Origin of the sequence: Mesorhizobium sp. M1295, from assembly GCF_040318135.1 — a bacterium.
GTDB lineage: Bacteria > Pseudomonadota > Alphaproteobacteria > Rhizobiales > Rhizobiaceae > Mesorhizobium.
This window is the reverse complement of the sequence record NZ_JAMYLU010000021.1, coordinates 46,685-58,078: the sequence shown is the minus strand read 5'-3', so window position 1 is coordinate 58,078 and position 11,394 is coordinate 46,685. Positions and strand designations below refer to the sequence as shown.

Annotated in this window: 15 protein-coding genes; 13 read left to right on the top strand and 2 right to left on the bottom strand. The window is 61.1% G+C overall.

Annotation, left to right across the window (positions count from 1 at the left end; all coding sequences use genetic code 11):
- Positions 1-43: 43 nt before the first annotated feature.
- Positions 44-196 (bottom strand): hypothetical protein, encoded by a 153-nt coding sequence (locus NKH29_RS25115; protein ID WP_023717791.1) that lies wholly within the window; start codon positions 194-196, stop codon positions 44-46.
- A gap of 196 nt (positions 197-392) precedes the next feature.
- Here NKH29_RS25115 and coaD point away from each other — a divergent pair, with 196 nt between their 5' ends.
- From coaD to NKH29_RS25075, 8 genes are all read left to right on the top strand, one after another.
- Positions 393-893, top strand: a complete 501-nt coding sequence (gene coaD, locus NKH29_RS25110) for a pantetheine-phosphate adenylyltransferase (RefSeq protein WP_023717790.1) — start codon at positions 393-395, stop codon at positions 891-893.
- 75 nt (positions 894-968) lie between these two features.
- Positions 969-1,559, top strand: a complete 591-nt coding sequence (locus NKH29_RS25105) for a peptidylprolyl isomerase (RefSeq protein WP_502896295.1) — start codon at positions 969-971, stop codon at positions 1,557-1,559.
- Between the two features lie 27 nt (positions 1,560-1,586).
- Positions 1,587-2,099: a peptidylprolyl isomerase gene (locus NKH29_RS25100; RefSeq protein ID WP_023717788.1), complete on the top strand. Its 513-nt coding sequence runs from the start codon at positions 1,587-1,589 to the stop codon at positions 2,097-2,099.
- Positions 2,096-2,494, top strand: coding sequence for a hypothetical protein (locus tag NKH29_RS25095; protein ID WP_352587095.1), 399 nt, complete (start codon positions 2,096-2,098; stop codon positions 2,492-2,494). The genes NKH29_RS25100 and NKH29_RS25095 overlap by 4 nt, the downstream gene beginning before the upstream one ends.
- Before the next feature lie 12 nt (positions 2,495-2,506).
- Entirely contained in the window at positions 2,507-3,589 is a 1,083-nt protein-coding gene (queA, locus tag NKH29_RS25090) for a tRNA preQ1(34) S-adenosylmethionine ribosyltransferase-isomerase QueA (RefSeq protein ID WP_353000795.1), read from the top strand.
- Entirely contained in the window at positions 3,582-3,851 is a 270-nt protein-coding gene (locus NKH29_RS25085) for a hypothetical protein (RefSeq protein ID WP_023717785.1), read from the top strand. The genes queA and NKH29_RS25085 overlap by 8 nt, the downstream gene beginning before the upstream one ends.
- An 8-nt stretch (positions 3,852-3,859) precedes the next feature.
- Positions 3,860-4,990 (top strand): tRNA guanosine(34) transglycosylase Tgt, encoded by a 1,131-nt coding sequence (gene tgt / locus NKH29_RS25080; protein WP_352482259.1) that lies wholly within the window; start codon positions 3,860-3,862, stop codon positions 4,988-4,990.
- Between the two features lie 221 nt (positions 4,991-5,211).
- Entirely contained in the window at positions 5,212-6,591 is a 1,380-nt protein-coding gene (locus NKH29_RS25075; protein WP_353000793.1) for a glycosyltransferase family protein, read from the top strand.
- A 26-nt stretch (positions 6,592-6,617) separates the two neighbouring features.
- Here the strand turns inward: NKH29_RS25075 and NKH29_RS25070 are convergent, their stop codons facing one another.
- On the bottom strand, positions 6,618-7,037 hold the full coding sequence (locus NKH29_RS25070) for a DUF4864 domain-containing protein (protein WP_023717782.1): 420 nt from the start codon (positions 7,035-7,037) through the stop codon (positions 6,618-6,620).
- Between the two features lie 242 nt (positions 7,038-7,279).
- On the opposite strand from NKH29_RS25070, the gene NKH29_RS25065 reads away from it, so the two are divergent.
- The 5 genes from NKH29_RS25065 (at position 7,280) to NKH29_RS25045 (ending at position 11,381) form a co-directional block, all read left to right on the top strand.
- Positions 7,280-7,516 (top strand): Lrp/AsnC ligand binding domain-containing protein, encoded by a 237-nt coding sequence (locus NKH29_RS25065; RefSeq protein ID WP_023674883.1) that lies wholly within the window; start codon positions 7,280-7,282, stop codon positions 7,514-7,516.
- A 172-nt stretch (positions 7,517-7,688) separates the two neighbouring features.
- On the top strand, positions 7,689-9,101 hold the full coding sequence (locus NKH29_RS25060) for a circularly permuted type 2 ATP-grasp protein (protein ID WP_023717781.1): 1,413 nt from the start codon (positions 7,689-7,691) through the stop codon (positions 9,099-9,101).
- Positions 9,102-9,127: 26 nt separating this feature from the next.
- The gene (locus NKH29_RS25055; RefSeq protein WP_502911298.1) at positions 9,128-9,520 is read left to right on the top strand and encodes a four helix bundle protein; all 393 of its coding nucleotides are present in this window, start codon (positions 9,128-9,130) and stop codon (positions 9,518-9,520) included.
- Positions 9,521-9,583: 63 nt separating this feature from the next.
- The gene (locus NKH29_RS25050; protein WP_023717779.1) at positions 9,584-10,525 is read left to right on the top strand and encodes an alpha-E domain-containing protein; all 942 of its coding nucleotides are present in this window, start codon (positions 9,584-9,586) and stop codon (positions 10,523-10,525) included.
- 61 nt (positions 10,526-10,586) lie between these two features.
- Positions 10,587-11,381, top strand: a complete 795-nt coding sequence (locus NKH29_RS25045; protein WP_352494584.1) for a transglutaminase family protein — start codon at positions 10,587-10,589, stop codon at positions 11,379-11,381.
- Positions 11,382-11,394: the final 13 nt, after the last annotated feature.

Below are 11,394 nucleotides of genomic sequence, written 5' to 3'. Positions count from 1 at the left end.
GCGCCAGCCCTATGGGCCGGCGTTCTCAAGAAACCCCAGCAATCTAGAAGTGGCGATAAGGCTTGCGGATGCCGAAGCCTTCGAACCGTTTGGTATTGGCCTTGGCGCGGACTCGCTGTGCTTCCTGATGCAACCCGAATACGGTAGCGATCAGCATGGCGACGGTCATTGCGGTGGCGAGCATGTAGATCAGCATGTGCGTGTTCTCCTGCGCCTAACAACGGTTAGATGGGTGTTTGGTTTCATCTTTCGAAGCTGCAACTTAGTGAACACTGCGTGAAGCCGTTGTGAGCGGCACATTCATCTGTCGTTCACGTCGGCCAAAAGGTTCATGGGGCGGGCCTGCCGATCGGATTTGCCTTTAGGGGAGAGGCTCGCTAGAAGCACCTGCCATGACCGAACGCATCGCCCTTTATGCCGGCTCTTTCGACCCGCTGACCAACGGCCATCTCGACGTGCTGAAGGCGTCGCTGGCCGTGGCGGACACCATCTATGCGGCGATCGGCATCCATCCCGGCAAGAAGCCATTGTTTTCCTTCGAGGAACGGGTCGATCTGATCGAAACGGCAACGAAGGCGGAATTCGGCAGCGACGGTGCGCGCATCAAAGTGGTCGCCTTCGACGGTCTGGTCATCGACGCGGCCAGGAAGCATGGCGCCTCGATCATGATCCGCGGCCTGCGCGACGGCACCGATCTCGACTACGAGATGCAGATGGCCGGCATGAACGAGACCATGGCGCCGGAGCTGCAGACGGTCTTCCTGCCCGCCAGCCCCTCGGTGCGCACCATTACCGCCACACTTGTGCGCCAGATAGCTTCGATGGGAGGCGACATCCGCCACTTCGTGCCGGCGGCCGTGGCCGGCGCGCTCACCGCCAAATTCGCGAAATAAATGCATGTCGCCCAAAAGTGGAGCCCGGTTTTGGGTAACGACATGCATGAACGAAGATATTCGGAGAAAGATCCCATGCAGCTGAAAAAGCTTGCCTTCTTGCTTGTCATGCTTGCCGGTCTTGTGACCGCATCGGTGTCGGCGTTTGCCGCCGATCCCGAAAACACCATGATCGTAACGCTGAAGGACGGCGACGTGACCATCGCGCTGAGGCCCGACCTTGCGCCGAAGCACGTCGCGCAGATCAAAAAGCTGGTGCGCCAGGGCGCCTACGACAACGTCGCCTTCCACCGCGTCATCGACGGCTTCATGGCGCAGACCGGCGACGTCAAGTTCGGCAATATGAAGAGCGGCTTCAATGCCGACGCCGTCGGCACCGGCGGTTCCGATCTTCCCGACCTGCCGGCCGAATTCTCCAGCACCGAACACTACCAGCGCGGCGTGGTCGGCATGGCCCGCTCCAACGATCCGAATTCCGCCAATTCGCAATTCTTCATCATGTTCGCGCCGGCACCGCCGCTCGATGGCCAGTATACCATCGTCGGCAATGTCGTCAGCGGCATGGAACTGGTGGACCACATCAAGAAAGGCGACGAGGCGCAGAACGGGACGGTGACCGATCCCGATCGCATGATCAAGGTGCGCATCGCCGCGGATGGCAAGTAAACCCAAGTTTCAAAAGGATATTCTGACATGGCCGAGATCAAGGACCGCGAGAACGCGCTTATCATGGACACGACCAAGGGCAAGGTCGTCATTGAATTGTTCCCAGACCTGGCGCCCGGCCATGTCGGCCGCATCAAGGAGCTGGCGCGCGAAGGCGCCTATGACGGCGTAGTCTTCCACCGCGTCATCGACGGCTTCATGGCGCAGACCGGCGACGTGAAATTCGGCAATTCCAATAAGCCGTCTTTCGCGCCGACCCGCGCCGGTACGGGCGGTTCCGATAAGCCCGACTTGAAGGCCGAGTTCTCCAACGCCAACCACGGCCGCGGCACCTGCTCGATGGCGCGCTCGCAGAACCCGAACTCGGCCAATTCGCAGTTCTTCATCTGCTTCGACGATGCCGCCTTCCTCAACCGCCAGTACACGGTGTGGGGCCAGGTCATCGAAGGCATGGACAATGTCGACAAGATCAAGCGCGGCGAACCGGTGCAGGATCCCGACAAGATCGTGTCGCTCAAGGTCGCGGCCGACGTGAAATGACCAGCCGGGCTGTCGCGGCCATCGCATTTGTGCTCGTCGCGGCGGCCACTCCGGCGGTGGCGACGGAATCGATCGTTTGCGGCGCCGACGGCGGCGCGGCATCGATCGACGTGTTGATGGGACACACAGCCGTCATTGCAGTGGCGCGCGTGTGGCTGGATGCCGGCGGCAAGACATGGACCACGGACGGCCAGCCGGGTTCAACGAAAGTCATCGTCGGACAGGCATTCGAGGACGACGAGCGTATGCTGATCGATCTCACTGATGAGGGCCTCAGCTCGATCGTCGCCAGATTGCGGCTGGTCAAGGCCAGCGAGCAGTCCAGTTTCGCGATGGGCGGCACATTGAGCATAGACGGTGTCGGCGCCTGGGCGGTGACCTGCCCGGAACCTTGAGGCGGGGATTTCTTGCGCGTCGACCTTTTTGACTTCGATCTGCCGGAGGAGCGCATCGCGCTTCGCCCAGCCGAGCCGCGCGACAGTGCCAGAATGCTGGTGGTCAGCCCGGGCGCGGGGCTCGAGGACATGACCGTGCGCGACCTGCCGTCCCTGCTCAAGGCTGGTGATGTGCTGGTTTTCAACGACACCAAGGTCATTCCTGCGCAGCTGAAAGGCATCAGGCGGCGCGGCGAGGCAGCGGCGCAGGTTGAAGCCACGCTGCACATGCGGACGGCGCCCGACCGGTGGCTCGCCTTCATGCGGCCGGGCAAGCGCGTCGCCGCCGGCGATCGCATCCATTTTGGTCATGATGCCAATTGCTGCTTTCTCGGCCAGCTCGACGCGACCGTGATCGAGAAGGGTGAAGGTGGCGAGGTGCTGCTCGGCTTCGACCTGTCGGGTCCGTTCCTCGATGAGGCTCTGCACGCCGTCGGCCACATCCCGCTGCCGCCCTACATCGCCTCCAAGCGTGACGACGACGAGCGCGACCGCAGCGATTACCAGACCATCTATGCCAGGGAGGAGGGCGCCGTGGCCGCGCCGACGGCAGGGCTGCATTTCACGCCGGAGCTGTTTGCGACGCTCGACGCCAAGGGCATAGAGCGCCGTTTCGTCACGCTGCATGTCGGCGCCGGCACGTTCCTGCCGGTGAAGGCGGACGACACCGCCGACCACAAGATGCACGCCGAAACCGGTTCGGTCAGCCCGGAAACCGCCGAGGCGCTGAATGCGGCGAGAGCAAAAGGAGGGCGCATTATCGCTGTCGGCACGACATCGCTGCGTTTGTTGGAGAGCGCGGCTGGCAAGGACGGCAGGCTGGCCGCATGGTCAGGCCCGACCGACATCTTCATCACGCCCGGCTATCGCTTCAAGACCGCCGACATGCTGATGACCAATTTCCATCTGCCGCGTTCGACGCTGTTCATGCTGGTTTCGGCCTTCTGCGGTTTGCAGACGATGCACGCGGCCTATGCGCATGCCATTGAGAACCGCTACAGGTTCTATTCCTATGGAGACGCAAGTCTTCTGTTCAGGGAGGATAACGATGGATGATGACCTGGAAACTTTCGGCCGCGAAGCCTTGCTCGCCGAGGTCAGGAAACTGCGCGCCGGCATCCGCCAACACCGCGACGCCACCGGCCATGATCTGTGCTGGCATCACCCCGACCTCTGGTCGCTTTTACCCGAAAAGACCGAGCCGGCGATTGCCGTGCCGCCCTGGCCGAAATTCATGCGCGGCTGCATCCGCTACCGGCAGTCGCTCGACCGACAGGCTCCGGACGCGCCGGTGTTCGACAAGGAGTTCGATGGCTAGGGAATTCAATGACTAACGCATTCGCCTTCAAGGTGCTGGCGACCGAAGGCAGAGCCCGGCGCGGCTCAATCACCATGCCGCGCGGGGAAATCCGCACGCCCGCTTTCATGCCGGTCGGCACCGGCGGCACGGTGAAAGCCATGTATATGGATCAGGTGCGCGGTGTCGGCTCGGACATCATCCTTGGCAACACCTACCACCTGATGCTGAGACCCGGCGCCGAGCGCGTGGCTCGGCTCGGCGGCCTGCATGAATTCGCCCGCTGGCCCTATCCGATCCTCACCGACAGCGGCGGCTTCCAGGTGATGTCGCTGTCGAAGCTGAGGAAACTGACCGAGAACGGCGTGACCTTTCGTTCGCATATCGACGGCGGCGCCTACGAGATGTCGCCGGAGCGTTCCATCGAGATCCAGGGGCTGCTCGATTCAGACATCCAGATGCAACTCGACGAGTGCACGGCGCTGCCGGCCAAGGAAAAAGAGATCGAGCGTGCCATGGAGTTGTCGTTGCGCTGGGCCGAGCGCTGCAAGACGGCGTTCGGCGAGCAGCCCGGCAAGGCGATGTTCGGCATTGTGCAAGGCGGCGATATACCGGACCTGCGGCTGCGCTCGGCGCAGGCGCTGAAGGCGATGGAGCTGAAGGGCTACGCGGTCGGCGGGTTGGCCGTCGGCGAGCCGCAAGCGGTGATGCTGGAGATGCTCGACATCACTTGCCCGGAGTTGCCGGCTGATCGGCCGCGGTACCTGATGGGTGTCGGTACGCCGGACGACATCTTGAAGTCGGTGGCGCGCGGCATCGACATGTTCGACTGCGTGATGCCGACGCGGGCAGGGCGGCATGGCCTTGCCTATACACGGCGCGGCAAGGTCAATCTGCGCAACGCCCGCCATGCCGACGATCCGCGCCCGCTCGATGAGGAAAGCGACTGCCCGGCCGCACGCGACTATTCGCGCGCCTATCTGCACCACCTGGTGCGCTCGCAAGAGGCGCTCGGGGCGATGCTCCTGACCTGGAACAATCTGTCCTACTACCAGCAGCTGATGCGCGACGTTCGCGAAGCGATCGGGGCTGGCAGGTTCGCCGGACAAGCTGAGATCATCACGCAGCAATGGGCAAACGGTGACCTCCCCGTCCGGTAGGCGTGCTCGCCAGGAATCCGGCTCCAGGAAGGAGTCGCACCTGCCATGAACTGTTTTGAAACGTCTGCCTAATAAGCATTGCCGGACGACATCGGGCGAGGATCAAGAACCTGTTCGTTTCGGGGCAAGTTTCAGTTCCTGGCACGACGGTGCGGACGAATGGCAGCGCCGAGCCTTCGCCTTCGCCCTCCGTGGCGGTCCAGCAATGGACGGCGGGGTCGTTGCTTGCCGTTCTGGTCATCGCCGTGACCGGCTTGGTTTTGCGCTTGCTTGGCGCGCGCGGCGACCTTTGGCTGGACGAGATCTGGAGCTTTGCGCTGATTGAGCCGCTGACCTCGATCGACCAGATATTCTGGCGCGTCAATCACGACAACAATCATTTCCTCAACTCGATCTATCTCTATCTCATCGGCCCCGACGCTTCGCCTTTGATCCAGCGAGGCCTGTCGATAGCACTAGGTGTTGCCACGACAGTTGCGGCGGCAGCGACCGCCGCACCGCACGGACGACGGGCGATGATTGCCACAAGCCTGTTGTTTGCCGTGAGCTATCCGATGGTGCACTACGGCTCGGAGGCGCGTGGCTATGCCGGCCTTGTGCTCTTCACGCTGCTTTCGGTGGTTTTTCTGGAGCGCCGGCTCGACAACAAACGGTTGTCTGGCACGGCCTTGGCAGCGGCGATCCTTTTCGGGTTCCTATGCCATCTCACCATGATCGGAATGGTGGCAGTCCTCGCAATCTGGACCGCGTGGCTCGCCTGGCAGCGTACGGCGAGGGTCAGCCGTGTCGTTGCGGATCTGGCGTCGATCTTCCTGCCGGCCTTGCTTGCCGTGCTGCCGCTGGCTGCCTGCGTGTTTATCGGCGGCAGGCTGTTCGGCTTCAGTGTCGGTGGTGTTTCGCCGTTCTCGATTGCCGCCTTCGCGCAGGGCTATGGCGGAATGATCCGCTCTCTGTTCGGGCTGCCCCCCTGGTTCGGCGACTGGCCGTATATCGTTGCCGCCTGCGGTCTTGTTGGCCTCTCCGCTGGTGTCTGGTGCGATCGCCGGGCCAGCCTCTATGTCATCGGGATTATCGGACTGCCTTTGCTCATGGCGGCGACACATCTGCCCAATCTCGAGTTTCCGCGCTATTTCATCATCAGCGGAACATTGCTGCTGCTCTGGGCCGGCGAGATGATCGGTCGCGGCTTGGCTGCTCGCGGGACTGCCAGGCTATTTGCGGTGGGAGCACTGGCGATCGTGGTGAGTGGAAGCATTTCGTCGCTGCTCCAATTCTATCAGTACGGACGCGGCTCGTACGCTGCTATGGTCGATGAAATGACCAGGAACGGCGCTGCCGCCTATGCGAGCAACAGTGATTTCCGCACCGCCATGGTCGTCGATTATTTTGCGGCGCGGACGGATCGTCGGGCTTGGCTGGTTCCGGAAAACAGGATGTGCGCCGACCGGCCGGCTTGGCTGATCCTCGAGGGGGATGTGGACAAGCAAGCCGAACATGTTGAACCGACGGCCGCATGCGCTTTGGCGTATGAACGGGCCGACGCGTCGAGACACTGGGGGTTTTCAGGCCTGAGCTGGACGCTCTACCGGCGACAGGATTGAGACAACTTTGCCCTCCTCAAGCACCCTCAGGTGCTGAGCGACGTGGACGCGCGCAGGCTGCAGCCGGTGATCCGAAAGCTGCCGTCAGGCTGTAGTTCGAGCGTGTAGACCGCCTCATAGTCCTTGCCATCCGGGCCGACGATCAGCACCTGCTGGATGATCGAGGTCGGGCTCGTCTCGCGAACCTTGCCGAAGGAGTAGGTCTGCGGTTGGCGCACCGGCGGGTAGCCGTTGGTCACCATGTTCATGAAGGTATCGACAGTTGGAAAGATGCGTTTCACATTTGGTGCGGCAAAGCTGTAGGCCGTCGCTCCGTCGTTGGCGATGAAGGCCTTCAATTGACCATCGATGACCGTTTGCGCCGCCTTGACTTCGGCGTCGCCAGCAAAGGCCTGGGATGCGAAAATGAATGGAACGACTGCGAATGCGAAAAACGCGCGGCGCATGGCCTGTCTCCGTTGTCCCTGAGAAATCGCTGTCCGAGGTACATGATACTATACGCTTTGCAGTGCTCGAGGGTTTCAGCCGAGCGCAAACATTCGGCGCCGCGAGCTGTGTCCAGACCGAGAAAGCATTGTCGAGGCTAGGACAGCCTGAGCGATGGCCGATGCTTGAAAGCCGGGCGGCAGTCTGCCACAAGGGCCGCTCGATTTTACCTAGAGCGTGCGATGTTGGGCAGGACCAGGCAATGAAAGCATTTTTCGTGCAGATAAAGTGCGATCTGGGCAAGGCCTATGACGTTGCCAGCGCCCTGGCCGATGCTGAGATCGCTTCCGAAATCTACTCGACAGCCGGAAACTACGACCTGCTCGCCAAATTCTATGTCGACGACGAGGAAGACATCGGCCACTTCGTCAACGAGAAAGTGCAGATTCTTCCCGGCATCAAAGACACGTTCACGGTCGTCACCTTTCGCGCGTTTTGATCCGCATCCGGCATCTGCCCGGACACGAAGCAAAGCCTGACTACGGCCCTATCGGCACTGCCTTAATTTTAGGCAAGAGCGATATACTGATCGCCGGCGCCCACCAAATCACCGATTGCGCTTGATTTTCTCCAGCGAGGCCAGTGAAATGGCGCCACAGGGGAGTATGCGATTGGCAGCGTTCGATGAAATGCTTCCGGAAGTTTCCGGGCTGAGAAAACCGTATTCGGCTTACGATCGCTGGCTGAAGGAACAGGACCCGGCCAGGCTTAACGAGAAGATGCAGGACGCCGAACGCGTCTTTCGCAAGACCGGCATCACATTCGCCGTTTACGGCGAGCAGGAAGCATCGGAGCGGCTGATACCCTTCGACATCGTTCCGCGCATCATTTCCGGCAACGAATGGCGACGGCTGACGCAAGGCATCGAGCAGCGCGTCCAGGCGCTGAACGCCTTTCTCGACGACATCTACCATCGTCAGGAAATCTTGCGTGCCGGCCGCGTGCCGAAGGAGTTGATCGCCAAGAACGAGGCGTTCCTGCCCGAAATGATCGGGGTGCGGCCGCCGGCCGGCGTCTATACCCATATCATCGGCGTCGACATCGTACGCATCAGCGAGAACGAGTTCTACGTGCTGGAGGACAATGCGCGCACGCCGTCCGGCGTCTCCTACATGCTGGAGAACCGCGAGACGATGATGCAGCTCTTTCCCGAGTTGTTCCAGCAGATCAAGGTGCGGCCGGTGGAGAATTATCCGCAGCTCTTGCGCCAGTCGCTGGCCGCAGTGCGGCCGCAAAGCACCAAGGGCGCGCCGACCATTGCCGTGCTGACGCCGGGCAGCTTCAACTCGGCCTATTTCGAACATGCTTTCCTTGCCGACCAGATGGGGGTGCAACTCGTCGAAGGGCAGGATCTGCGCGTCGTCGATGGCCATGTCGCGATGCGCACGACCGAGGGCTACAAGCAGATCGACGTGCTCTACCGGCGCGTCGACGACTCGTTCCTCGATCCGCTGACCTTCCGCCCGGACTCAGCCCTTGGCGTGCCGGGCATTATGGACGTCTACCGCGCCGGCAATATCACGATCGCCAATGCGCCCGGAACCGGCATTGCCGACGACAAGGCGATCTATTCCTACATGCCCGAAATCGTCGAATTCTACACCGGCCGCAAGGCGATGCTCGGCAACATCCCGACCTGGCGCTGCTCGGAACCGGACAGCCTGAAATATGTGCTGGAGCACATCGACGAACTGGTGATCAAGGAGGTCCATGGGTCCGGCGGTTACGGCATGCTGGTAGGACCTGCGGCGACCAAGAAGGAATGCGAGGATTTTTCCAAAAAGCTCGCGGCAAAACCGTCGAACTACATTGCCCAGCCGACGCTGGCGCTGTCGACCTGTCCGATCCTGACGGACAAGGGGCTGGCGCCGCGCCATGTCGATCTGCGCCCCTATGTGCTGGTGTCCGACCGTATCCAGATCGTGCCCGGTGGACTGACGCGAGTAGCGCTCAAGGAAGGCTCGCTGGTCGTCAATTCCTCGCAAGGCGGCGGCACGAAGGATACTTGGGTGTTGGATGATTAGAGCGAATAGCGAATAGTGAGTAGCGAATAGCGAATAGGGAAGAGGGCACCAACACGACTATTAACTCTTACAGGGACTTGATTGTTTGGAAGGCGGCCGTTGAATTGGCTGTAGATTGCTATTCGGCAACGAAAGCCTTTCCGAGCACCGAAGTTTACGGGATGACGTCTCAGATACGGCGATCATCTGTATCGATTGCGGCAAATGTCGCCGAAGGGCACGGGCGAGAAAACACGGGATCGTTCGTTCAATATCTTCGCATAGCGCAAGGTTCTCTCAAAGAGTTGGAAACGCACCTAATCTTGTCTGGAAGGGTAGCGCTGATGGTTGAGCAGGACGTATTGCGTTTGCTTGGCCAGGCCGATGAGATCGGGAGAATGCTGCGTTCGATGATCAGGAGTCTGCAACAGAAATCATGAAGCCGATTTTCCCCTATTTGCTATTCGCTATTCGCTACTCACTCAGCATCGAGGCACGTTGACATGCTTCTCGGCCGCACCGCCAACGGGCTCTATTGGATGAACCGCTATATCGAGCGGGCGGAGAATATGGCGCGGTTGGTGGATGCCGGCCTGCGCATGGCGCTCACTCGCACGCAGAATGCTTCGGAGGAGTGGAATTCGGTGCTGCTCAGCGCCGGCTCGGACGCCAGCTTCACGCAGAAATATTCGGACTACACCGCCGCCAATGTCGCCGACTACCTGCTGCGCGATACGTCGAACCCGTCGAGCACGATGTCGTCTATCGAAACGGCCCGTAACAATGCCCGCATGGTGCGCACAGCATTGACGCGTGAAACGTGGGAAAGCATCAACGAAGCCTGGATGTCGCTGAAACGGATGTTGGCCAAGCCGATCGACGAGCGCGACCTGCCCAGCGCGCTCGACGCAATCAAGCGCGAGACGGCGCTGATCCGCGGCTCGTTCTACGGCACCATGCTGCGCAACGAGATCTTCGATTTCTCGCAGCTCGGCACCTATGTCGAACGCGCCGACAACACCGCGCGCATCCTGGACGTGAAGTACTATGTTCTGTTGCCGTCGATCTCCTGGGTCGGCTCGACGCTCGACAACTACCAGTGGGAATCGATCCTGCGCTCGGTGTCGGCGCACCGCTCCTACCGCTGGGTCTATGACGCCGACTACAAGCCGAGCAACATCGCCGACTATCTGATCCTCAATGTCCGCATGCCGCGCTCGCTGACCTTTTGCTACCGCTTCCTGACGGAGCATCTCAAATTCCTGGGTGACGACTATGGTGAGCGCCACGCCTGTCATGCGACGGCCGCCAAGACCCATTCCATGCTGACGGCCGGCTCGATCAAGGATATTTTCGACGCCGGCCTGCACGAATTCCTGGCCAATTTCATCCGCGACAACACCAGGCTCGGCGATGAGATCGCGCAGGATTACAGGTTCTATTGAGCATGATCCCAAAAAACGAAGACCGGTTTTCGGTAAAGCTCATGCTCCAGGGACGACAGCAATGCGGCTGAAGATCACCCACCGGACCGAATACCGCTACGATGCGCCGGTGCATTATCTGTTGCAGCGTTTGCGGCTGCTCCCGGTGAACGGGCGCACCCAGACGGTGCTGTCCTGGGCGCTGAAGATCGAAGGCGCGCGCGAGGAAGTGCGGTTCACCGACCATTTCGGCAATGATACCCGGCTGTTGAGCGTCGAGGGCGAGCGCGACTTCATCACAGTCGAAGCAGCTGGCGAAGTGGTGACGCGCGATACCGCCGGTGTCTGCGGACCGCATCAGGGTTTCGCGCCGCTCTGGCTGTTCGGCCATGAAACGCCGCTGACGACGATCGGCAGCGGCATTCGTGAGCTTGCTGCCTCGGTGGGCAAGGGCACCGACATCGAAAGGCTGCACCGGCTAATGGCCGTGATCGGCGAGCATGTCGCTTATACACCCGGCACCACCAACGCGACGACGCCGGCCGAAGAGGCCCTTGCGCTCAAGACCGGCGTTTGCCAGGACCACAGCCATATCTTCGTTGCCGCGGCTCGCGCCATGGATTTCCCGGCGCGCTACGTCAGCGGCTATCTGATGATGGATGCAGCGATCGAGCAGGCGGCAAGCCACGCTTGGGCCGAGGCGCATGTCTCGGGCCTGGGCTGGGTCTCCTTCGATGTCGCCAACGGCATTTCTCCCGACGAGCGCTATGTAAAGGTGGCGATCGGCCGCGATTATCGCGACGCCACGCCGGTATCGGGAATTCGGCTGGGACAGGCGGAAGAACAGCTTGCGGTCACCGTCACCGTGGAGCAGTAATCCCGGCAAGATT

What these genes read in the sequence shown, in the direction of transcription:
- NKH29_RS25115 (WP_023717791.1), bottom strand. Translation starts at nt 196, where the DNA reads ATGCTGATCTACATGCTCGCCACCGCAATGACCGTCGCCATGCTGATC.
- coaD (WP_023717790.1), top strand. Translation starts at nt 393, where the DNA reads ATGACCGAACGCATCGCCCTTTATGCCGGCTCTTTCGACCCGCTGACC.
- NKH29_RS25105 (WP_502896295.1), top strand. Translation starts at nt 969, where the DNA reads ATGCAGCTGAAAAAGCTTGCCTTCTTGCTTGTCATGCTTGCCGGTCTT.
- NKH29_RS25100 (WP_023717788.1), top strand. Translation starts at nt 1,587, where the DNA reads ATGGCCGAGATCAAGGACCGCGAGAACGCGCTTATCATGGACACGACC.
- NKH29_RS25095 (WP_352587095.1), top strand. Translation starts at nt 2,096, where the DNA reads ATGACCAGCCGGGCTGTCGCGGCCATCGCATTTGTGCTCGTCGCGGCG.
- NKH29_RS25085 (WP_023717785.1), top strand. Translation starts at nt 3,582, where the DNA reads ATGGATGATGACCTGGAAACTTTCGGCCGCGAAGCCTTGCTCGCCGAG.
- tgt (WP_352482259.1), top strand. Translation starts at nt 3,860, where the DNA reads ATGACTAACGCATTCGCCTTCAAGGTGCTGGCGACCGAAGGCAGAGCC.
- NKH29_RS25070 (WP_023717782.1), bottom strand. Translation starts at nt 7,037, where the DNA reads ATGCGCCGCGCGTTTTTCGCATTCGCAGTCGTTCCATTCATTTTCGCA.
- NKH29_RS25065 (WP_023674883.1), top strand. Translation starts at nt 7,280, where the DNA reads ATGAAAGCATTTTTCGTGCAGATAAAGTGCGATCTGGGCAAGGCCTAT.
- NKH29_RS25050 (WP_023717779.1), top strand. Translation starts at nt 9,584, where the DNA reads ATGCTTCTCGGCCGCACCGCCAACGGGCTCTATTGGATGAACCGCTAT.
- NKH29_RS25045 (WP_352494584.1), top strand. Translation starts at nt 10,587, where the DNA reads ATGCGGCTGAAGATCACCCACCGGACCGAATACCGCTACGATGCGCCG.